Here is a 22,836-nt window from a genome sequence, read left to right as displayed (position 1 = left end):
TTGCAAGCTTACATGTCTACCCCCCAGTTAAGCATCATCATACCTTCAAAGGACCGTGCATCCATTTTAGCAGTTACGCTAGCGAAGGTGTACCAAGCCATACAAAATATCAACGCAGAAGTGTTGATCATCAACGACTCTAAAACGGAAGAGGTTATAATTCCTATTGAATATCAAGACAAAGTAAGGGCCATCAATAATCCATCCAGTGGGGTAGCATCTGCTCGCAACCTGGGTGCCAGACATGCTGCTGCACCATTGCTGGTATTCATGGACGATGATATGTGGGTGAGTGCCGAAAACATTGAAGCGACGCTTGCCTTGCATCGACAGTACAGAGATGAAGCCCGGTGCTTTAATCTCAATTGGGTTTATCCGCCAGATTTGCAGGCATATGTACAAAGCACCCAGTTTGGTCGCTATCTGCATCATTATGGCTTCGACTCTCTTGAAGGTTGGTGCAGAGGTCTACCCTGGGATAATCATAAACTGTTTGCTACCCCTGGTATTACCAGTCAATACCTGGCGATCCGAAAAGTAGACTTTGAGCGCTCAGGGGGCTATAACGAGAAATTTCCTCACGCAGGATTTGAAGACCACGAGTTCAGCCAGCGTTTAGCAACTCAGCATATCCAGCCCTACATTCTTCCCACCAGTGTGATGTATCACAATGAGGCTGACCGCATGAACTTACATGCTTGGTTGGCTCGCAAACGGCGTGGAGGAGAAACCCGACGCGTCGCAGTCGAGCTAGGGCATCAGGAGTTGGTATACAACTACGGAGCTTTAAAAGGCGGAATCTACCAGCTAGTAGCCACTGTGCAGCCACTAGTACTTGGGGTACTCTCAATTATCCCTAATACAAAATCTTTAGACAAGCTGTATTTCGGCATTATGAACTTGCTGCTAGGGACGGCTTTGTATACTGGCTATCAAACCCTGCCGCGACGCAAGTAGGAGGGTACCTCTAAGAAGATAAGCCCTAGCCGATAGGTTTGCCTATCTTTGCACCACTGTGCCTGTACTACAGGCACTATACGTTTTCTGGTAATAGCTTATGGCTATTGCTGTAGTCACGCATTCAAGACAAGTTGTTGATGCGTTTCCCTTACTAAGAAGCCATGAACCAAGGTATTATCAGCGAAACAATACACAACGTTCTGTTTTATCTATCCGATGCAGATCGGCGGAAAGCAGTTTGGATGTTCCTGCTACTGATCTTCTCCTCTGTACTGGATGTATTTGGGCTAGCTTCACTGGTGCCGGTAATTATGGCGGCTTCTCAGCCCGGGTCTATTTTTCGTAATTCCTATTCAAACTGGTTATATCACGCGCTAAACTTTCAATCAGAGACATCGTTCCTAATCTTTATAATTGTTGCTCTAGTAATTTTTTTTTTAGTTAAAAATTTATTTACAGCGCTAGTAAATTATCAACAAGTTAAGTTCACGGCTCATATAGCTTTGAAGGTAGTAGGCACGCAGATAGATAAATATAATAATCTTTCCTTCTGGGACTTTAGCCGTCTTGGCTCATCCAACCTAATCCACTACACAGTTGGTGTACCGCAAGCATTTGTGAATGGCATTATTCGACAGTTATTTGTATTTCTATCAGAGGTTGTTGTTATTCTTGTAATTGTAGTGTCCATTTTGGTGTACCAGCCGATTTTGTTTATGGTGCTAGCCGTAGTATTGGCTCCCTCTACCTTTTTTACATATCGGTTATTGCGCAACCGCTCCATGCGCATTGGCGTCCGGGTTGATGCACTACGGCCAGTAACGTATTTGCTATTATCCGAGGCGTTTGCTGGATATATAGAGCTTAAACTCGCGGGTAAGCAGTTTCAGGTTAAGGACAAGGTAATTAGCAATCAGAATGAGCTGCAGGATCTGGAAGCTATTTCCTATCTCTACGGGCAGCTACCTCTCAAAATGATTGAGATGGTAGCCATTATTGCAGTTGCTACTATCTTTCTATACTCATTGCTTCTGTCGCATGACCCTGAGAACCTGGTAACAATAATTGGTTTGTTTGCAGCCGCGGCTTATCGTCTAATGCCATCGGTCAATCGTCTGATCATTGCTATGGTTTCTTTGAAGCAGCACCGATTTACGTTTGATAATTTGAGCAGCCATCGTGATTTAGTGCACCGTGTACTGCCACCTCAGCAGCCTTTGCCGTTTAACCATTCCATTGAATTACGCAATGTGTCTTTCACATTCCCTGAAACGAGCAAACCTGTTTTAAATAATATATCCTTTAAAGTTAATAAGGGGGAACGAATAGGTCTTGTTGGTTCTTCTGGTTCCGGCAAAACAACTTTGATGAATTTGCTTCTTCGTTTTTACGAGGAACAACAGGGGCAACTGCTTATTGATGGTCAGCCCTTGACAGAAAATAACTTGGAGGCGTGGTACAAGCTGGTAGGCTACGTGAAGCAGGATACCTTCCTGATGGAATCCTCTATTCGGGATAACATCACGCTGGCCGATCAGCAGGTGGATGAGCAGCGGCTGCAATACGCTATTGAGCAAGCTTCGCTGGCTGACTTTATCCAATCGTTGCCGGAAGGAATTAACACGTTCGTGGGTGAGCGGGGCTCACGTTTGTCCGGGGGGCAGCGCCAGCGCATAGGCATTGCCCGGGCGCTGTACAAGCGTACGGAAGTGTTGCTGATGGACGAGGCTACCAGCGCGCTGGATAACGAAACTGAGCGGGAAGTAAACGAGGCCATCAGCCGCTTGGCTACCACTGACATTACTATTTTCATTATTGCCCACCGCATTACTACCCTGCGGGACTGCACTCGTATTTATGAGTTGAAGGATGGGGAGCTGATAGCCGAGCGAACCTACCAAGAACTGGTAAGCCGCACACTGACGCCCAGTAACTAGGAGGGAAGAAATGAATAGTAACCCTGGCGGCTATTTGTGCCAGCACCTCCAGATTTTAGTACTTGTTTATGTCTGCTTCCCCAGTACCCGGCTCTCCTGTTCGCGTCACCTACATCATTTCGGCCGTTAATAAGGCGCTGTCCTTCGAGTGGATTGCCAAGCACCTGAACCCTCGTAAGGTAGCCTTGTCCTTTATTCTGCTGAACCCGGCTGACAGTGAGCTAGAACAGTATATCCGGGAGCTAGGACTCCCCGTGGTGCGAGTTGTGTATCGGGGCAAGCCGGATCTGCTACGGGCAATACGCGAAGTGCGGAGCCAACTCAAAGTCTGGAAAAGCCAGGTAGTGCACACGCATCTATTTGATGCCAATGTGGTAGGGCTGCTGGCCGCGTGGTCGGTGGGCGTGCCGCGGCGCATCCTGACGCGGCACCACTCCACCCTGCACCACCAGTATTTCCCCCGGGCTGTTTACTACGACCGGTTTACTAATGCCCTGACCACCCACATTGTTGCCATTACGGAAATGGTGAAGCGCATATTGGTGGAAAAGGAGGGAGTGAAGCCGGAAAAGATCCGCCTAATTCATCATGGCTTCGACCTAGGAACTTTTATGCAGCCCCAGCCCGAGCGAGTAGTCGCTCTGCAGCAGAAGTATCAGACGACAGGCCGGTACCCGATTATCGGGGTTATTGCCCGGCAGACCGAGTGGAAGGGGATACAATACATCATCCCGGCCTTCGCCACGCTGCTTGCGCAGTACCCCACCGCCAAGCTGCTACTGGCCAACGCCCACGGCGACTATCAAAAGGAAATCCAGGCCTTGCTGCACCGGTACCTGCCGGCTGAGTCGTACGAGCAAATTCGGTTTGAAAACGATCTGGGCTCTTTGTACCAGCTGTTTGACGTGTATGTGCACACGCCCATCGACGACCACAGTGAAGCATTTGGTCAGACGTACGTAGAAGCGCTAGCAGCTGGCATTCCGGCTGTGTTTACTCTTTCTGGCGTGGCGCCTGAGTTCATTCGCCACGAGGAAAACGCGCTGGTGGTTCCTTTCGCCGACAGCGCCGCCATTGCTGCTGCCGTGCAACGCTACCTGACTGACACCGCTTTGCGCGCGCACGTACGGACGGCAGGGCAGGCCGTTGCAACTCAACGATTCGGGTTAGACACGTATCTTTGTGCCTTGGAAGATCTGTACTGCGGGCAGTAATTGTACCTGCTTCGTCTTTCAGCCCTGTTTTCGTGCCCTCTGATTTTCATTGCTAAACTGAAGGGTAGTACTGCCCCCAGGCAGTCTGCTCGCTAGTTTCGTCCTTTAAGCGTTTTGTCTCCATGCATTTGCTCGTAACCCAATCGTTCGGCCGGGAAAATGAGTACCGCCGGGCTTTGCTCACCATTATGAGCTTTTGGGCGTGGTATAGCGGTCCGACCGATCAGGTGAAAACCGTGCTGTTCACGGATGCTCCTGAGTTCTTCCGGCCGTATCTGACGGACATTGAGGTGGACTATGTGCTGCTGACTCCCGAGAAGATTAAGGTAATGCGGGGGCAGATTGATTTTCTGCACCGCATGAAAATTGCGCTGATTGAGGAGGCGTTTCAGCGTCATCCGGGGGCGGATATGCTCTACGTTGATTCCGATACCTTCTTCACGGCTGATGCACTACCCTGGATGCAGGACTTCCGGCCGGGACGCAGCTTCATGCACCTGCTGGAATATCCCTACGAGGAATGCCGCAAGCTACCCCTACCCATGGGCGTAACGTTTCACGCGTTTCTGAACCTGATTGAGCGGCAGAATTTCCAGACCTCGCGGGGAACGGAGCACTATACGGCTACGCAGGAATCGTGGAATGCTGGTGTGATGGGCCTTCCATCCGAAATCCTAGCTATGATTCCGGACGTGTATCAGCTCACCGACCAGTTCTACCCTCCTACGCAGAACCATGCTAGCGAGCAGTATGCTTTTTCCCTGGTGCTACAGACCCGCACGGAGCTGCACCCCTGCGACCAGTACGTATACCATTACTGGTATCGTGTGAAGAAGCAAATCACGGATTTGGTGCTGGCCGACGCTATTACGCCCGAGTTCCAGCGTAAAACCTGGGCTGATAAGCTGACAGCCGTGCGGCGCCTGACGCAGCAGCTACCTACTACTTACGAGGAGCATCCCTTAATGCTCCAGGATAATGCAGTGCAGGCCTTCAACGAAAACCGTTTCCGGGAAGGGTACCAGCACGCCTGGGTAGCGTTGCGTAAATCGCCATTCACGCCCTCATTTTTGAAAGACGTGCTCTACCACGCCAAGCGCCATATTACCCAAGCATGAGCCAAGCCATAAAAATTGGGTTCTGCGTAGCCTACGACTGGTATTTTCTGGAACACTCGCTGCCACTGGTGTACGAGCAGGCCGACCACATCTGCCTGTCGCTGGACCAAGACCGCATCAGTTGGGCCGGTAAGCCGTTTTCCTTCGACGACGAGGCCTTCTTCGCCTTGGTCAAGCGGCTAGATACCCAGAACAAGATTGACATCTACCAGGACGACTTTCACCGGCCGGAACTCGCACCCATGGACAATGAGGTGCGGCAGCGTCACCTGATAGCTGAGCGATTGGGCAAGGGCGGTTGGCACGTGCAACTTGACGCCGACGAGTACTTCCTCAACTTCGCCGGTTTTGCCAAATGGCTACGCAGATTTAATCCCTCACGCCCCGTCAATATCCGCTGCCCTTACATCACTCTTTTCAAGCAGCTGGACAGCGGCTTTCTGGCCGTGGACCGACAGCAGCAGCTCTGGGCCGACGTGTCTAACCCGGTGGCTACCAACGACCCAGCCTATTATCACGGGCGGGTCAGCCATTGGTTTAACATCTACGCGCCTTACTTTATTCTGCACCAGTCATGGGCGCGCGATGAGCAGGAAATTCGGGAGAAGATTAGTAACTGGGGCCACGCTCATGATTTTGACACACAGGCGTACCTGGATTTCTGGCTGAAGCTTAGCCCGAAAAACTACAAGGAGGCGAAAAACGTCCACCCTCTCGATAAAGAGGCATGGCCCTTGCTGCAGTTTGTGCCCGGGCAGCGCATTGCTGATCTGGTGCCGTTCTACACGGCAAATCCACCGCAAACCCCGGGCAAGCTACGGCTGCTGTGGGAGAACTCTCTGTGGGCCTCGCGGCTGCGGCGGGTACTTCGCCTAGCTTAGGGTCCTCGTAATTTAGCTACTTCTCCGTATGTCCGCCCCCCGCGAATTTCATCTGGGTATTGCCTTTGACCAGAACTATCTGGATCAGTTTTACGCCTTGATTACGTCTGTATTCAAGAGTAATCCGGGGGTGCCTATTGCAGTGCATGCCATTGCTACAGGCATCCCGCCGGCAGACAAGGCCCGGGTAGAAGCATACGTGCAGGCTCACCAATCTACCATCAGCTTTTACCAGATTGATCAGGAGTTGGTCAGCCGGTTTGTATTGGGCAGCAAATGGACGGCTGCGGTGTACTACCGCTTGTTTTTCCCCTTTCTGGTACCTGAAACCGTGCAGCGGCTGCTCTACATCGACACCGATACATTGGTAGTAGGCAAGCTGCGTGAGTTCGAGCAAATTGAGCTGGGGCCGCACCCGGTGGCTGCGGTCTACGACAATTGGGTGAAAACGCAGCCGCTCCTCGGTATTACGGAAGAGGGGGAATACTTCAACTCCGGGGTGCTGTACATGGACGTAGCCGAGTGGAAGCGCCAGCGTATTTCCGAGCAGGCCTTCGACTATCTGCTGCAGTATTCGGAGCGAATTCAATACGTAGATCAGTGCGCTCTGAACGCGGTGCTGCGCAACAATTGGAAAAAAGTGGAGAGCCGGTTTAATACCCTGTACTCCTACATTCCGGAAACACTACCGCGCCAAGAGTTTGACTCCTTTCTGGCGGATAAGATCATCCTGCACTTTACCATGGAAAGACCCTGGACTATGTTGTGCCAGAACCGGTTCCGCTACCTGTACAGTCAGTATCTGCAACAATCGCCTAGCACCAAAAAAAGCCCCTATACTGATTTTGCCCTTGGGAAAGTGCCTCGCCTAGTGCGCCTGCGTTTGCGGGAACTGTACCTAGACAACCCAGCGCTGGGCCGGCAGTGGCGGCAGCTTAAAGCAAAATTACGCTAAATGGGGATGCCCCTGCCCAAAATAAAGTTCTGAGAATGGCCGTAGCTTCGTTGGTATCCGTTGTAATTCCGTGCTATAATGCGGAGAAGTACATTGCTGCTACCCTGCAATCGGTGCTGCAACAAACTCACCCGGCCGTGGAAGTGCTGGTAGTGGACGACGGCTCGAAAGACGCCTCGGCCAAGATTGTGGCCGACATTGCCCGCGCCGAGTCCCGAGTGCGTTTGCATTCCAAGCCTAACTCAGGTGTGGCCGATTCGCGTAATGTAGGAATTAATTTGGCCCAGGGGGAATACATTGCCTTCCTGGATGCCGATGACCTGTTTGAGCCGGAAAACCTGGCTCGGAAAGTGGTATATTTGGAGCAACACCCAGCCATTGGGCTGGTGCACTCGGCGGAGGAACGGTTTCAGTCAGAAACCAACCAGACGGTAGAAATTATTCAAGGCAAAGGCGGGCGGGTACTGCCCCTGCTGCTGGAAATGAGTACCACGGTTGTTCACAGCCCGTCCAGCGTGGTAGTGCGCCGGAGCGTGCTGGACGAAGCCGGGCACTTTGATACCAAGCTTTCAACCTCGGCCGACTGGGAAATGTGGGTGCGCCTAGCCCGGTGCACCGAGTTCGGCTACCTGCCCGAGACGCTGGTGCGCTACCGCATCCATGGCCAGCAGATGCACAACAATATTCCACTCATGGAGCGGGATATGCTTTACGCTTTTACTAAGCTACATCAGGAAGGTACCTACTTTCCATCGGAAGCGTATTACCGGCAGTGTCTGGCGAATCTGTACCTGATTCTGGCCGCCTGCTACCGCGGCGACATGCACGACAATGCGCGGTTTCTGCGCTTTCTGGCCAAGTCCGTTTCCACCGACGTTCGTCCGCTGTGGCGGCGGTTGCGGCGGTCTGATTCGGCAGCCTAATTCATTTGATGCCCGAGCGGAGGTAGCGACGTGGCTATTCTTTCCGGGCCATAACTGTTTAATTGCCCATGTGCGGTATTGCTGGTTTTCTGAATCGTACGGCGGCATCTCCTCTCACCGAAGAGATGCTGCGCAATATGACCACGTGTTTGGCCCACCGCGGCCCGGACGCCGATGGTTTTTACTTCGACGGACAAATAGGGCTGGGTCACCGCCGCCTGAGCATCCTCGATTTGTCTTCGGCCGCTAACCAGCCGATGTTTTCGCACAACGAGCGGTACGTGACGATTTTCAACGGGGAAGTGTACAACTTCCAGGAAATCCGCGACCAGCTGGGCCTGCGCACGCGCACTACCTCCGATACCGAAGTTATCCTGGAAGCCTTCGTGCAGTTGGGCCCCAATTTCGTGCAGCTGCTTAACGGCATGTACGCCATTGCTATTTACGATAAGCAAACCGGCCAGCTAGACGTGTTCCGCGACCGGCTGGGCAAGAAGCCAATTTACTACTACCTCGACGGGGCTACCTTTGCGTTTGCCTCGGAGCTGAAGTCGGTGGTGAACCTGGCGCCCATCCGCCGGCGCCTGACGGTGGACAAAGAAGCTGTCAATCAGTTCTTGTACCTGGGCTACATCCCGCGGCCGCGCTCCATCTACAACGAAATTAAAAAGATGGACTCTGGGGCGCACATCCGCGTTACGGCGACGGAGTTCACGGAATCACGCTACTGGAAGCTAGAGGAGAAAATAGCTCCTCAGGTGCTCAGCGACGAAACTGAAGCCAAGCGGCAGCTCCATGATTTGGTGCGCACCTCGGTGCAGTACCGCATGATTTCGGACGTGCCGTTCGGCACGTTCCTCAGCGGCGGCATCGATTCCAGCCTGGTAACGGCCATGGCCCAGAGCGTTTCGACCACGCCGGTCAAGACGTTCTCCATCGGCTTTGACTCGGCCAAGCACAACGAGTCGAGCTTCGCCGCGGCCGTAGCCCAGCACCTGGGCACCGACCACCACAGCTTCACCGTAACGGAGCGGGAAGCCCGGGAAAGCATGGCCGAACTGGCCACTATCTACGACGAGCCCTACGCTGATTCCTCGGCCGTGCCTACCCTAATGGTGTCGCGCTTGGCGCGGCAGCACGTGACCATGGCCCTGTCCGGGGATGGGGGCGACGAGCTGTTTCATGGCTACGGCATGTATACCTGGGCCAACCGCTTGGCCAAGAGTAGCGTGAACCTGCTCCGCCACCCGGCCCGGCTGGTAATGCAGCAGATGAGCAACCGCTATAAGCGCGTAGCTGACTTGTTGAACTACCCGGCTCAAGAGCGGCTGCGCAGCCACATCTTCTCCCAGGAGCAGTACCTGTTTTCTGAGAGAGAAATTGCTAAGCTGCTTAAGCCCGGCCTCAGCAGCTTGCCTACGCTGCCTGAGCATTGGCCTGCCCCTCGTACCCTGACACCAGCCGAGCAGCAGGCTATTTTCGATATGCAGTATTACCTGCAGGATGACTTGCTGGTAAAAGTGGACCGGGCTTCCATGCGCTACTCCCTGGAAACCCGCGGGCCGCTGCTGGATTACCGCATTGCCGAGTTTGCCCTTAATCTCGACCCAGCCCTCAAGGTGAAGGATGGCGTGAGCAAATACCTGCTTAAGCAGGTGCTGTACGACTACGTACCGGCCCACATCTTCGACCGGCCCAAGTGGGGCTTCTCCATTCCGCTGGGTACGTGGCTGAAAAAGGACCTGCACTACCTCATTGACGAGTACTTAAAGCCCCAGGTACTGGAGCAGATTGGATTTGTACGCCCCGAGGTAGTGAAAGAGCTGGTGCGGCGGTTTGAAGCCGGCGAAGACCATTTGTACAACCGCGTGTGGCTGCTGATTGTGTTGCACCAGTGGGCAATTATGCATAACCTATAATAGCCTGAAAACAATAACAATAAATCTCGCAAGGAGATATACTGTTAAATCTTTTAAAAAAATGAAATGAAGAAGATAAAGGCTTTTGTAATCAACCTTCCATCAGCTGTAGAGCGTAGAATTAACATTGAGAAACAACTAATAAAATATAACATCGATTATGAGATAATAGAAGCTGTTAATGGTAAAAATTTGTTAGATAATGATTCTAGAATTGATTTAGATTTTGTTAAGGAGAATGCTTATTGGGTAAGCAAAGGAGCTCTGGCCTGCTCGTTAAGTCATGTATCTGTTTATGAAAAAATATTAAATGACAATATTGATTTGGGATTAATATTTGAAGATGATAGTAATATCAATGCAGATATTATCGATATTGTGTCTAATATTAACAACAACGACTTAAATAAAAACGAAATAGTGTTATTGTATTATGCGGCATGGAAAAAAATAACGTTACTCAAAAATACAGAGGTGAAAATAAACAATTGCTATAGCATATTCGATTCGATGGATCCCAGGCAGCTTGTGTCTGCTAATGCTTATATTATCACTAATGACGCATGTAGGACCATGCTGGAGTATCAATCGCCCGTAAAGTCGACCGCTGATTCATGGGGTAAATTTATCGATAATGGAGCAGTGGAAAGTATTAGATGTATATATCCATTTGCAGTTGAACCAGCCGATTTCAAGAGTTCCATCGACTATGTAGCTGTTGGCAGCATTAAAGGTATGCTGTTAGAAATAATTGATAGGTATAGAGTATATCCCTTATATAATATCATGAAAAAAAGGCGAGAAATTATGCGAAAAAGGATGTTGAATATAGAGTTTGTCTAATCGCCGAATAAATAAATTTCGTTTGTGAAAAGTAACAGCAAGAAAATATTATACATTTCCTACGACGGTATGACTGACCCCCTGGGACAGTCGCAGGTGTTGCCTTACCTGGTGGGGTTGGCCCAGCAGGGCTACCAGATTACGCTGCTGTCAACGGAAAAAAAGGAGCGATTTACCCAACACGAGAAAACCATCCGGGCCATTACAGAACCGGCTGGAATCCGGTGGGAGCACATCTTCTTCACGCGTAAGCCGCCAGTGCTGGCCAAGTTCTACGACCGGTACCAACTGCGGCAAAAGGCGCTGGCTCTGCACCAAGAACTACGCTTCGACATGACCCACTGCCGCAGCTACGTGAGTGCCGAAGTAGGGCTCCTACTCAAGCGCAAGTACGGGGTGAAGTTCCTGTTTGATATGCGCGGCTTCTGGGTGGATGAACGGGTAGAAGGCGGCATGTGGAATCTGCAGAACCCCATCTACCGCCGGGCCTACCGCACCTACAAGCGCAAGGAAACCGAGTTTATTGCTGCCGCCGACGGCATCATCAGCCTCACGGAAAACGGCAAGGGGGAAATGCAGACCTGGCCGGCCTACCTAGGTACGCCCATTACGGTCATCCCGTGCAGCGCCGATTTCTCGGTGTTTCCTCTGCTGACCCCGCAGGACCGGCTGGCAGCTCGCCGCCAGCTCGGCTACGATGATAAGGCACTGGTGGTTAGCTATCTGGGTTCCATAGGCGCTTGGTACCTGCTGGATGAAATGCTGGCGCAGTTCGCCGTCATTAAGCAGCACTACCCGGACGCTAAAATGCTGTTCGTAACCCAGGAGCCGCCGGAAATGGTGCTGGAGGCCGCCCAGAAAGTGTCCGGGCTGGCGCCCACTGATTTCCTGGTCCGGCCCGCTACCCGGAAGGAAGTGCCTGGTTTGGTGGCAGCATCTGATCTGAATCTGTTCTTTATTAAGCAGAGCTACTCTAAGAAAGCCAGCTCACCCACCAAGCTCGGAGAGATTCTTGCTATGGGCCTGCCCGTCATCTGCAATGATGGGGTAGGGGACGTAGCGGATATCATCCGGCAGACAGACGGTGGCACAGTAGTATCCCGGCTGGAGCCAGCGGGCTACGAGGCCGCCGCCCGTACCATTCCCGATCTGTTGCAGAAGGATGGCCGCCACCTGCGCCAGAAAGCTCAGGAGTACTATGATTTGCAAACTGCTATCGGGCGCTACGTGGGGGAATACAAGCGGTTATTGCAATAGCTGGGTATTCTTACCTAGTTAAAGCTGCCAACTACGAAGAAAAGTAAAACTGCATAATCAGCTCCGCTACTCGGCCTTGCTGCGCCTCGCTTAACTCGTAGTATAGCGGCAGCCTGACGAGATGCGCCGCGTAGTACTGGGCGTGGGGCAAGTCCGGGCCGGTGTAGTGGGGGCGAAAGAAGGGACTGTCGTGCAGGGGCTGGTAGTGGAAGACGGCCAGAATATCGTGGGCCGCCAGATGGTTAATGAGTTGCTGCCGCTCCTGGGAAGAGCGGCACAGCAGGTAAAAGATATGGCCGTTGTGGGCTGCGGCGTAAGCCGGAATATAGGGCAGGCCTACCCCTACGGTGGCCAGGGGCGCCAAGGCCTCCTGATACCGGTGCCACTGCCGCAGCCGCTGGTCCTGGATGCGCTGGCGGTGCTCCAGCTGGGCCCACAAGAAGGCCGCCGTCATTTCCGACGGAAGAAACGAAGAGCCAACATCGACCCACTCGTACTTGGCCGTTTCGCCCCGGTAGAAGGCGGCCCGGTTGGTGCCTTTCTCCCAGAGAATCTCGGCCCGCTCGGCAAACCGGACATCGTTGATGGCCAGCAGGCCGCCCTCCCCGGCGCTGATGTTCTTGGTTTCGTGGAAGGAAAAGGCCGCCAGATGCCCGATGGTGCCCAGCCGGCGGGTGCCGTGGTACGACTCAATAGCTTGGGCTGCGTCCTCAATCAGAATCAGGTTGTGCTGCTGAATGAGAGGTAGCAGCGCGTCCAGGTCGCAGGCTACCCCGGCGTAATGCACCAGCACCACGGCGCGGGTGCGCGGCGTCAGCAGGCGGGCTACTTCCGCGGGGTCGAGGTTGGGGTGGGCGGGGCTGCTGTCGGCGAAAACCAGGGTAGCCCCGCGCAGCAGAAAGGCGTTGGCCGTGGAAGTAAAGGTGAACGACGGCAGAATTACCTCGTCGCCGGGCTGCAGATCAAGCAGCAACGCGGCCATTTCCAGGGCCGCCGTGCCGCTGTGCGTGAGCAGGGCACGGGCAAAGCCGTAGTGCTGCTCGAAAAACTGCTGGCAGCGCTGGGTAAACACGCCGTTACCGGAGAGCTTGCCTAGCGCTGCTGCCTGGGAAATATACTCCAGCTCCGGGCCGGCCAGGTAGGGCTTGTTAAAGGGAATGGGCGTCATTAGGCCAGAGCAGGGGTAACCGTGTCTACTACGTACAGGGGGCGGGCCCGCACACCCTCAAACGTTTTGCCCACGTACAGGCCCACAACCCCGAGCACGGTAATAAGAACGCCGGAGAAAAAGCAGAGCGACACAATCAGACTCGCGTAGCCGAGCACCACAATTTGGCCCCGTAGAGCGCGCACAAGCATTACCACGCCCAGGCCAAACGCCACACCGGCCAGCAACAGGCCAAAGTACACCGTCAGCCGCAGGGGTTTGTCGGAGTAAGTGAGCATGATGTCCAGGGCCAGTTGCAGGCGCCGGGCCAGGGAGTAGGAGGTGGGCCGCTCGCTGCGGCCGTGCTGCACGGGCACCGAGGTTTGCCGGAAGCCGGCCCAGCGGACCATGCTGGGGAAGTAACGGGTGCTTTCCCGCAGCCGCAGCACCGTATCGATGAGGCGGCGGTGGTAGATACCAAAGTTGCCCACCTCGGGGTCCTGGGGCTGGCCGGTGAGGTAGGACAGCACGGCGTAAAAGGCGCGCGCCCGCCATACGGTAAACGGCGAATCGGTGCGGCGGCCGCGCCGGGCCAGCACGGCATCGTAGTCTTCCTGGACCGTTGCCCAGAGCCGGCCGATTTCCTCGGGCCGGTCCTGCAGGTCGCAGTCCAGCACTACTACCCACTCGCCCCGGCTGTGCTCCAGTCCGGCCGTAATGGCGTGGTGCTGGCCGAAATTGCGCGAAAGCCGCACGCCGCGTACGCGGGTTGTGCGCGCGGCGTGCCGGCAGATGGCCGCCCAGCTTTCATCCCGACTGGCATCATCCACCAGAACTATCTCATACTCAACGGGCAGGTTGGCCAGGGCCGCTTCCAGGCGCGCCACCAGCTCATCGAGGACCTGCTCGGCCTGGTACACGGGACTAACCACGGACAAGAGCGGGAGAGAAGATGAGGAACCGGACGGCATACGCTGGAAAGTGAACCAGCGAATCGGCCTCCTCACCCGAGGAACGGCCGCGTGGCTGGGCCGCAAAGATAACAGGCCGGAACTGTGTCGGCGGCAGTAGCTGCTACGGGGTAGCCGATGCAACAACAGATGCCGTACCTTTGCCGGTTCTAACGCTGAGCAACGCCGGCCTACCTACCTTTGAGTATGCGTATTCTGTTCCTGGTTCCCTATCCAACCGGCAAAGCCCCTTCCCAACGGTTCCGTTTCGAGCAGTACTTTGAGGCCCTGACCGCTGCCGGGCACCAGTACCGGGTAGCTTCTTTCATTTCCGATGCCACGTGGGCCATTCTCTACAAGCCCGGGCATCAGTTGCAGAAGGTAGCTGGCATTCTGGGCGGGTTCCTGCGCCGGGCGGCCCTGCTGTTCTCCGTTCCGCAGTACGACTACGTGTTCATCCACCGCGAAGCCTCGCCCATTGGTCCGCCCGTGTTCGAGTGGCTGATTGCCAAGGTGCTGGGTAAGAAAATCATCTACGATTTCGACGACGCCATCTGGATTCCGAACACGTCGGAGGCCAACAAGATAGTGGCCGGGGTGAAGTGGCACCATAAGGTAGGCAGCATCTGCCGCTGGGCCTACAAGGTGAGCTGCGGCAACGCCTACCTGCGCGACTACGCCCGGCAGTTCAATCCCAACGCCATCATCAACCCCACCACCATTGATACCGAGCACCTGCATAACCGGGTGCGCGACCAGCAGGCGCCGGGCAAGCTGGTGATTGGCTGGACCGGTACGCACTCGACCCTGAAGTACATTGAGCAGGTAGTGCCCGTGCTGGCCCGCCTAGAGCAGGAATTCGACTTCGAGTTCCGGGTGATTTCCAACCAGCCGCCGGCCTTGCCCCTGCGCAGCTTAGTGTACGTGCCCTGGCGCAAGGAAACCGAAATAGCGGACCTGCTGACCTTTCACGTGGGCCTGATGCCGCTGGAAGATGACCCGTGGGCTAAGGGCAAGTGCGCCTTCAAGGCCCTGCAATACATGGCCCTGGGCGAGCCGGCGCTGGTTTCGCCGGTAGGCATGAATACGGAAGTGGTGCAGGAAAACGTGAACGGCAACATCTGCGCTACCCCCGCCGAGTGGGAAGCGGCGCTGCGGCGCCTGCTGGTAAACCCTGCCTTGCGGGCGCAAATGGGCGAGGCGGCCCGCCGCACTATTGAGGAGCGTTACTCGGTAGTCGCCAACCGCCGCAATTTCCTGGGGTTGTTTAGCTGAGGCCGGCGGGCCGGAGCTTTCTTGGCCATAAACTGCATAATATACAGGGCTGATAGATAAAAAGGCATTAGTGGAATCTTATACCGCACCAAGGTGCCGAAATTACCACTATTGGTTCCCACTCCAATAGCGAAAATGATGGAGAAAATAAAGCTAAATGTTAGAATAGGTTTGCTAGCAATTAGCCTAAGGCTTTTCGCAATACCCGTTTTGTAAAACAAGTTAACAGTTAGCCAGATAAATAGTGTTGCCTCTAAAGCAGATAAAATCATTACAGGATTTCTAGCTTCAAATAGAAAAGGTCTGTACAAAGATACAATAATTGCCTGAGGAGCAACCTTAAGAATTGATCCAATTGAGCCGTCGATTTCACCGATATTGTACACAGATCCACTTACGACTTGAGTAGTTAGGTATTCCTTGGTTATTTTAGTGCGTTCGCCGATTTTTTCAATGTCATATTTTTCATCCCCGGCTGTAAGTTTTGTTGCACCTAAGTAAGATGCTAATAATCCCATTATTATAAATAACGGTTTTAACAGCATACGTGTAGTGGCCGACTTGATGCGCTGGTTGTTTTCATTGAATATCCACAACAATGCAGGCGGTAAAAATGATAGTAATATATATACTTTGACAGATATTATAATATATATACCTAAAGCAGCTAGCGTAATAGCTGTTGTTATATTCTTTTTATTGATAAAAGCATGATAAAACCCGTAAAATACCCACCCCAACGCGCCCATGCACAAAGAATCTTTCATAAGGCCAGAGCCCCAAAAGAAAACTGAAGGGAGGAAAAAGATAGATATTGCTAGTTTTTTGTACGCAATTGGGTATATACGAGTGAATGTTAAATACATGGCCCACATCCCGCAAAAACTCAAGGCAGCAAAGCACAAGCCGATTACGGTGTATGTGTTAAAACAAAGTAGACCAAAAAATGCTGCTACTTTTATTACAAAAAATTCTGTAGGTGCTCTATACCACTCCATCATACCAGCATACTTACTGGTTTCCGGATCATATTCACCGTGAGAAATTAATAACTTTGCTCCGATAATTGGTGAATCTCCAAAAGCTCGATATACAATTTTTACGTGATTAAAATAGTTGAATGTATCACCTCCGCCATAGTAAAACTGATAAATTAGGCCTAATCCTATGGCGCCTACAAACTTTACAGATAAAGCTGGGATAAAATATCTCCTGTTTATCGGGTTGGTAAACCGCTTGCGCACGGCAAAGGCTATTCCGTAAAAAATACCAAGGTAGAGCGGGGTTAAGAAAAGGTCCTTGAGTTCCATACAGTCGCGCGCAGGCCGTTCCTACTTTCGTTTCGTCTTCAAATACGCTTTAGCCTCCTTGTATTGTTCCGAATCATGGTCGGATTTGTCCAGCACCACACCGTAGTAGCGCCGGGCCGCCGTCACGTCCTTGCCCCGGTCGGCGAGTCGGGCCAGGGCCAGGTTGGCAAATACGTAGAAGCCGTACTTGGTTTCGCCGTTGGTTTCGGCAAACACAATGCAGCGCTGGTAGTACTCCCGGGCCTTGGTGAAGTCCTTATACTTGTTCTGCATCAGGTAGCCCAGGAAATACGTGGCGTAGCGGCCGCTGTTGGCCTCGTAGCCGGGTAGCCCCTGGTTGAGCTTTTCCAGAATGTCGCGGCTAACCCGCTCGCACTCCCGGAATTCGCCCTGGCGGAAGCAGGCGTTGGCGTAAATGCGCTGCAGGTAACCATTATCGGGGTAGGTAGTGGCCAGATAGCGGGCAATGGGCATGGCCTCCTCCGGCTTGTCTTCCTCGTTCATGAGGATGCGCATGAGAAACACGCGTGCCTCAGGGCCCACATAAAAGCCATTGTCGGCTACGTTGCGCAGCTGCTGCAGGCCCAGCTGCTTGTTGCCCTTCGGGAAAAACAGCAGCACAGGCTTCAGCAGCGGATAATTATCGGGAATCCAGACAGCGTAGTAGTTGAACAAAGCCTGCCCAAACAAAAACTCCGGGCTCAGCCCATTGGCTTCCTTGCTTTTGTCGAGGTAGTCGAGGGAGCGTTTGGCCCCCACCGTAGCCTTGCGCCAGTCGCGCCGCTCGGCGTGCAGCCGGGCGTCAAAACCATAGCTGGCGGCCAGGAAAAAACAGGCCTCGTAGTTCCGGCTATCGGCCCGGTACATGGCTTCGCCCTTCGTAACGGCCGTATCCATGTAGGCAAAGAAAATCTTGTCGTACTGCGTGTTGGCAATGTTCGACGGCATGATTTTCCACCACGTGCTCAGGCCCATCAGGAAGTAGGGCATGGGGTGGTTGGGGTAGCGGCGGCGTAAGCTTCGGAACTGGCGCTCGGCCTTATCGTATTTAAAATTGTAGAGGTTGAACACGGCCCCTTCCAGCTCCGTCTGAATGTCCTTGTCCAGCAGCAGCCAGCTTTTGGTATCAATGGCACCCGGGGCCACGTCTATGTTTTCCAATTGCACCTGCCGCACCGAGTCGGGTAGGGGCGCGGGGCGCGCCGTGTCGGGTTGCTGGGCCCATACCGCTAAGGGTAGTAGCAACAGTAACAGGACAAATTGGAGTCGTCTAAACATAGGAATAACGAAGGGCAGCCTTCAACCACAAATCAGGAAATATCCTATACTGCCCATTACAACAGCTAAAGTAGAACATTTGACCTAGTTTTGGACAAATAAGATACACTATATGCAGCTTTTACAAGCCCTGTGCCAGATAGCCGCGCCTTCCGGCCACGAAGCTCCCCTGACAGAATTCCTGCTTCACTACATTCGTCAGCACCAAGCTTCGTGGAGCACTCAACCAACCGTGCTGGCCGGTGGAGAGTTCCAGGATTGCATTATTCTAATATTTGGAAGGCCGCGTACCGCCGTATTCGCTCACTTGGACAGTATTGGATTTACGGTACGCTACGGCCGGCAGCTAGTGCCCATCGGCGGGCCTGATGCCGAAACCGGCTACCGGCTGGTAGGCCGGGATAAGGAGGGCGAGATTGAGTGTACGCTGGTGGTAAACGAGCAAACCGGGGCTCTGAGCTACGATTTTCACCGCGACATTGAGCGCGGCACCGAGCTTACCTTCCGTTGCGACTTCCGCGAAACCGACACCACCGTGCAGAGCTGCTACCTCGATAACCGGCTGGGGGTCTGGAACGCCCTGCGCCTCTGCGAAACCCTGCAGGATGGCATCGTGGCTTTCTCATGTTGGGAAGAACACGGCGGGGGCTCGGTGGCCTACCTGGCCCGCTACATCTACGAAACCTACGGAGTCCGGCAGGCGCTCATATCCGATATTACTTGGGTAACGGAAGGTGTACGCCCCGGCGAGGGGGTAGCCATTTCCCTGCGCGACTCCCTGATTCCGCGCCGCAGCTATGTGGAGCGCATCCGGCGCATTGCCCGCGAGGCCGGCATTCCGCACCAGTTGGAGGTAGAAGGCAGCGGCGGCTCCGATGCTAAAGAGCTGCAGCACGGGGCTCAACCCTGGGACTGGTGCTTCATCGGGGCGCCCGAGGACCATGTGCACTCACCTGACGAAATCGTGGACAAGCGCGACATCGACAGCATGCTGGCCCTGTACCAGGTACTGATGCAGGAGCTGTAGGCCGCCCGATAAGGTTGAGTGGCCCGGCCGGGGTAGCGGAGGTTTTCCTCGGCTGCGCCGGCCGGGTTTCGCTTTGTGAAGGGGGTAGGAATATTCCTTAAGGCTTGAGGATTAGGGAATAACTTCTATTTTACCCGTCCAATCGTTCTTTCCCAGTTTCACTCTCCCAACCACCTCAACCTATTCCCACCGCTTATGATGAATATTCTTTACGTAGTGCCGGCCCTGGGGGTGCTGGCCTTGCTGTTTACGTGGCTGCGCTCGGGCTGGGTGGGTAGGCAACCAGCCGGTGATGAACGCATGCAAACCATTGCCGGCTACATTGCCGATGGCGCCATTGCCTTTCTGAAAGCGGAATATCGGGTGATGATTTTCTTCGGGCTTATTGCTTCGGCTTTTCTGTTTTACCTGGGAAGCACCGGCGAGAAGTCAAGCCCCATCATTGTGGTGGCATTTATCATCGGGGCCGTATTTTCGGCGCTGGCGGGCTTTGTCGGGATGAAGATTGCCACCAAGGCCAATGTGCGCACGGCCCATGCCGCCCGCACCAGCCTAAGCCAGGCCCTGAGCGTTTCCTTTTCGGGAGGTTCGGTGATGGGGATGGGGGTAGCAGGGCTGGCCGTACTGGGATTGGGCTCACTCTTTATCGTGTTCTACCAGATGTTCGTGGTGAGCAAGGGCGGCACGGCCAACGGCATCGAAATGGAAACTGCCCTGGAGGTTCTGACGGGCTTTTCGCTGGGCGCTGAGAGCATTGCGCTGTTTGCCAGGGTAGGGGGCGGTATCTACACCAAAGCCGCCGACGTAGGCGCTGACCTTGTGGGCAAAGTAGAAGCCGGCATTCCGGAGGACGACCCGCGCAACCCCGCCACCATTGCCGACAACGTAGGCGATAACGTGGGCGACGTAGCCGGCATGGGCGCCGATCTGTTCGGCTCGTACGTAGCCACCATTCTGGCTACCATGGTGCTGGGCCGGGAGGTAGTGGCCCGCGGCGACCAGTTTCAGGGCCTTTCACCCATCTTGCTACCCATGGTTATTGCCGGAATGGGCATTGTGGCCTCGTTGGTTGGTATTTTGATGGTGCGCGTGAAGGAGGGCGGCAATGTGCAGGGCGCCCTCAACCTGGGTAACTACGTGTCGGTGCTGGTGTCGGCGGTGGCTTCCTACTTCATCATTCAGTGGATTCTGCCCGCTGAAGACCTTACCATTCGGGGTACCACCTTTGATGCTATGGATGTGTTTTACGCCGTGGTGGTCGGGTTGGTAGTGGGTACTTTGATGAGCATCATTACGGAGTATTACACGGCCATGGGCAAGCGGCCGGTGCTCAGCATCGTCCGCCAGAGCAGCACTGGGCACGCTACTACGGTCATCGGGGGGCTGGCCGTGGGCATGGAAAGCACCGTGCTACCCATTATTGTGCTGGCGGCGGGTATTGTGCTCAGCTACGAGTGTGCGGGTCTCTACGGCGTGGCCATTGCGGCGGCCGGCATGATGGCTACCACGGCCATGCAGCTCGCCATTGATGCCTTCGGTCCCATTGCCGACAACGCGGGCGGCATTGCCGAAATGAGCGAGCTACCCAAGGAAGTGCGCGAACGGACCGATATTTTGGATGCCGTGGGCAACACCACCGCCGCCACCGGTAAGGGCTTCGCCATTGCCTCCGCCGCCCTTACTTCTCTGGCCCTGTTTGCTGCTTTCATGGGTACGGCCAACATTTCGGCCATTGACATCAGCGACGCGCGGGTGCTGGGCGGGCTGTTCGTGGGAGCCATGATTCCGTTTATCTTCTCGGCCCTCGCAATTTCGGCGGTCGGGCGCGCGGCCATGAGTATGGTGCAGGAAGTACGCCGGCAGTTTCGCGAAATTCCGGGCATTATGGAAGGCACCGGCCGCCCGGAGTACGAGAAGTGCGTGGCTATTTCCACCCAGGCCGCCATCCGGGAAATGATGCTGCCCGGCGCTATTGCCCTCATTGTGCCAGTCATCGTAGGTTTTGCGTTCGGGCCCGAAGTGCTGGGCGGCACGCTGGCCGGTGTTACGGTATCCGGAGTGCTGATGGCCATGTTCCAGAGCAATGCCGGCGGGGCCTGGGATAACGCTAAGAAGTCGTTTGAAAAAGGCGTGATGATTGACGGCAAAATGGAGTACAAGGGCTCCGACGCCCACAAAGCTTCCGTAACGGGCGACACGGTAGGGGACCCTTTCAAAGACACTTCCGGGCCCAGTATGAACATTCTCATCAAGCTCATGAGCATTGTGTCTCTGGTGATTGCGCCCCACATTGCCGCCCCCGAGCGGGCCCTGACGCTGGAACCAGGTAAGCAAACACCCCGGCTCACCGCCGAGCACAGCCGCCCGGTAGCGCAGGTAAGTCAGCCAACTGTTTTCACCCCCTAACGCCATAAGCTCAACTACCCAGGCCGCCTTCCTTCACCGGGAAGGCGGCTTTTTTCTACTACCTTTGCCCGCCCGCTCACCTACGGCCCAACCCCAAACGGATGACCCCGGACCATATTTCGCTGCACAACAAGCAGTTCGAGCCCTACCTGTCGGCCACCCAGCTCGCCGAAGCGGTGCAGGCCGTAGCCGCCCGCCTCAACCAGGACTACGCCGGCCAGACGCCCCTGTTCGTGGCAGTTCTAAACGGCTCATTTATGTTCGTCGCTGATTTGCTGAAGCACATCACGCTCGACTGCGAAGTGAGCTTTATCAAAGTAGCCTCTTACCAGGGCACCAGCAGCACCGGCGAAGTGAAAGAGTTGCTGGGCCTCACGGAAGACCTGCAGGGCCGCCCGGTCATTATTCTGGAGGATATTGTGGACACTGGCCACACCATGCGGATGCTGCTGGATACGCTGGCCGAAAAGCAGCCGGCTTCCCTGGAAGTGGCTACCCTCTTCCTCAAGCCCGAGTGCCTGCAGCATGAGCTGTCTATCCGCTACGTGGGCCTGAGCATCCCCAATGATTTTATTGTGGGTTATGGCCTCGACTACGATGGCCTGGGCCGCAATTACCCCGATGTGTACAAAGCCGTGTAGGAGGAATACTGCCCGCCGGGTCAGCTAAAATTCGCTGGCGTCCGTAAAGGCTTTCCCTTCCGTTGCTTATATTGCCTAAACCCCTGTATTTTCTTCTTCCCCGCGTAACTCCCCGCTACTCATGCTGAATCTCGTGCTCTTCGGCCCCCCCGGCGCCGGCAAAGGAACGCAAAGCCAGAAGCTGATTGCCCGCTATAACCTGGTTCACCTCTCCACCGGCGACCTGCTCCGCGCCCAGATTACTCAGGGCACCGAGCTGGGCCTGCGGGCCAAAAAGCTCATGGACGAAGGCCTGCTCGTTCCCGACGAGGTAGTAATCGGCATGATTGACAGCGCTCTGAAAGCCAACAAGCAAGCCGCCGGCTTTATCTTCGACGGTTTCCCCCGCACCGTACCCCAGGCCGAAAGCCTCGACCAGCTGCTGGCCCAGCACGATACCGGCGTTTCGTGCATGGTAGCGCTGGAAGTAGATGAGGAAGAGCTGGTGAAGCGCCTGCTGGAGCGTGGCAAAACCTCGGGCCGCCCCGACGACCAGAACGAAGAAAAAATCCGCAAGCGCGTAACGGTGTACAATACCGAAACCGCCCAGGTAGCCGGCTACTACGCCGGGCAGCAGAAATTCCACTCCCTGAACGGCATTGGCGCCATCGAAGACATCTTCGGCCAGATCTGCGCCATCCTCGATGAGCACCAGCCCGCCACTACCGAAGGCAGCCGCCAGGCAACCGACGAAGTAAAAGCGTAACTTTGCCGCTGCTACGGCTTTCGTAGCGGCAGACCCCTCTGTCATCCTGA

At 54.6% G+C, this 22,836-nt stretch carries 19 protein-coding genes; 15 read left to right on the top strand and 4 right to left on the bottom strand.

Annotation, left to right across the window (positions count from 1 at the left end):
* Window positions 1–12 precede the first annotated feature (12 nt).
* The 10 genes from FGZ14_RS11110 to FGZ14_RS11065 all read left to right on the top strand — a co-directional run bounded on the left by FGZ14_RS11110 (window position 13) and on the right by FGZ14_RS11065 (window position 12,007).
* Entirely contained in the window at window positions 13–957 is a 945-nt protein-coding gene (locus FGZ14_RS11110; protein ID WP_139924251.1) for a glycosyltransferase family 2 protein, read from the top strand.
* Between the two features lie 164 nt (window positions 958–1,121).
* A complete protein-coding gene (locus FGZ14_RS11105; protein ID WP_139924249.1) occupies window positions 1,122–2,897 on the top strand; it encodes an ABC transporter ATP-binding protein in 1,776 nt (591 codons plus the stop codon).
* Window positions 2,898–2,965: 68 nt separating this feature from the next.
* Window positions 2,966–4,111 carry a glycosyltransferase family 4 protein gene (locus FGZ14_RS11100; RefSeq protein ID WP_139924247.1) on the top strand — a complete coding sequence of 382 codons (1,146 nt, stop codon included), beginning with the start codon at window positions 2,966–2,968 and terminating at the stop codon, window positions 4,109–4,111.
* 122 nt (window positions 4,112–4,233) lie between these two features.
* Window positions 4,234–5,229 carry a hypothetical protein gene (locus tag FGZ14_RS11095; RefSeq protein ID WP_139924245.1) on the top strand — a complete coding sequence of 332 codons (996 nt, stop codon included), beginning with the start codon at window positions 4,234–4,236 and terminating at the stop codon, window positions 5,227–5,229.
* Window positions 5,226–6,110, top strand: coding sequence for a hypothetical protein (locus FGZ14_RS11090; protein WP_139924242.1), 885 nt, complete (start codon window positions 5,226–5,228; stop codon window positions 6,108–6,110). The genes FGZ14_RS11095 and FGZ14_RS11090 overlap by 4 nt, the downstream gene beginning before the upstream one ends.
* Window positions 6,111–6,138: 28 nt before the next feature.
* A complete protein-coding gene (locus FGZ14_RS11085; protein ID WP_139924240.1) occupies window positions 6,139–7,065 on the top strand; it encodes a glycosyltransferase family 8 protein in 927 nt (308 codons plus the stop codon).
* Window positions 7,066–7,100: 35 nt separating this feature from the next.
* Window positions 7,101–7,988, top strand: coding sequence for a glycosyltransferase (locus FGZ14_RS11080; RefSeq protein ID WP_139924238.1), 888 nt, complete (start codon window positions 7,101–7,103; stop codon window positions 7,986–7,988).
* 68 nt (window positions 7,989–8,056) lie between these two features.
* Window positions 8,057–9,907 (top strand): asparagine synthase (glutamine-hydrolyzing), encoded by a 1,851-nt coding sequence (gene asnB, locus FGZ14_RS11075; RefSeq protein WP_139924236.1) that lies wholly within the window; start codon window positions 8,057–8,059, stop codon window positions 9,905–9,907.
* Window positions 9,908–9,973: 66 nt separating this feature from the next.
* The gene (locus tag FGZ14_RS11070; RefSeq protein ID WP_139924234.1) at window positions 9,974–10,750 is read left to right on the top strand and encodes a glycosyltransferase family 25 protein; all 777 of its coding nucleotides are present in this window, start codon (window positions 9,974–9,976) and stop codon (window positions 10,748–10,750) included.
* 69 nt (window positions 10,751–10,819) lie between these two features.
* On the top strand, window positions 10,820–12,007 hold the full coding sequence (locus FGZ14_RS11065) for a glycosyltransferase (protein ID WP_139924232.1): 1,188 nt from the start codon (window positions 10,820–10,822) through the stop codon (window positions 12,005–12,007).
* Between the two features lie 31 nt (window positions 12,008–12,038).
* On the opposite strand, the gene rffA is transcribed toward FGZ14_RS11065, so the two are convergent.
* Window positions 12,039–13,175, bottom strand: coding sequence for a dTDP-4-amino-4,6-dideoxygalactose transaminase (gene rffA, locus FGZ14_RS11060; protein WP_139924230.1), 1,137 nt, complete (start codon window positions 13,173–13,175; stop codon window positions 12,039–12,041).
* Window positions 13,175–14,125, bottom strand: a complete 951-nt coding sequence (locus tag FGZ14_RS11055; RefSeq protein ID WP_139924228.1) for a glycosyltransferase family 2 protein — start codon at window positions 14,123–14,125, stop codon at window positions 13,175–13,177. The genes rffA and FGZ14_RS11055 overlap by 1 nt, the downstream gene beginning before the upstream one ends.
* A 186-nt stretch (window positions 14,126–14,311) precedes the next feature.
* Between FGZ14_RS11055 and FGZ14_RS11050 the strand changes: the two genes are divergently transcribed.
* The gene (locus FGZ14_RS11050; RefSeq protein ID WP_139924226.1) at window positions 14,312–15,379 is read left to right on the top strand and encodes a glycosyltransferase; all 1,068 of its coding nucleotides are present in this window, start codon (window positions 14,312–14,314) and stop codon (window positions 15,377–15,379) included.
* Here the strand turns inward: FGZ14_RS11050 and FGZ14_RS11045 are convergent.
* Window positions 15,331–16,689, bottom strand: coding sequence for a hypothetical protein (locus tag FGZ14_RS11045; RefSeq protein WP_139924224.1), 1,359 nt, complete (start codon window positions 16,687–16,689; stop codon window positions 15,331–15,333). The genes FGZ14_RS11050 and FGZ14_RS11045 overlap by 49 nt on opposite strands.
* 21 nt (window positions 16,690–16,710) lie before the next feature.
* Window positions 16,711–17,934 carry a tol-pal system protein YbgF gene (locus tag FGZ14_RS11040; protein ID WP_257883210.1) on the bottom strand — a complete coding sequence of 408 codons (1,224 nt, stop codon included), beginning with the start codon at window positions 17,932–17,934 and terminating at the stop codon, window positions 16,711–16,713.
* Window positions 17,935–18,079: 145 nt separating this feature from the next.
* On the opposite strand from FGZ14_RS11040, the gene FGZ14_RS11035 reads away from it, so the two are divergent.
* The 4 genes from FGZ14_RS11035 to FGZ14_RS11020 all read left to right on the top strand — a co-directional run bounded on the left by FGZ14_RS11035 (window position 18,080) and on the right by FGZ14_RS11020 (window position 22,786).
* Window positions 18,080–18,994 (top strand): M20/M25/M40 family metallo-hydrolase, encoded by a 915-nt coding sequence (locus FGZ14_RS11035; protein ID WP_139924220.1) that lies wholly within the window; start codon window positions 18,080–18,082, stop codon window positions 18,992–18,994.
* Between the two features lie 195 nt (window positions 18,995–19,189).
* Window positions 19,190–21,400 carry a sodium-translocating pyrophosphatase gene (locus FGZ14_RS11030; RefSeq protein WP_257883209.1) on the top strand — a complete coding sequence of 737 codons (2,211 nt, stop codon included), beginning with the start codon at window positions 19,190–19,192 and terminating at the stop codon, window positions 21,398–21,400.
* A gap of 101 nt (window positions 21,401–21,501) precedes the next feature.
* Window positions 21,502–22,041, top strand: coding sequence for a hypoxanthine phosphoribosyltransferase (gene hpt / locus FGZ14_RS11025; RefSeq protein ID WP_139924218.1), 540 nt, complete (start codon window positions 21,502–21,504; stop codon window positions 22,039–22,041).
* Window positions 22,042–22,162: 121 nt separating this feature from the next.
* Window positions 22,163–22,786, top strand: coding sequence for an adenylate kinase (locus FGZ14_RS11020; RefSeq protein ID WP_139924215.1), 624 nt, complete (start codon window positions 22,163–22,165; stop codon window positions 22,784–22,786).
* The last annotated feature ends 50 nt before the right edge of the window (window positions 22,787–22,836 follow it).

Origin of the sequence: Hymenobacter sp. DG01 (genome assembly GCF_006352025.1) — a bacterium.
Lineage (GTDB): Bacteria > Bacteroidota > Bacteroidia > Cytophagales > Hymenobacteraceae > Hymenobacter.
This window is presented reverse-complemented; position numbering and strand designations above follow the sequence as displayed.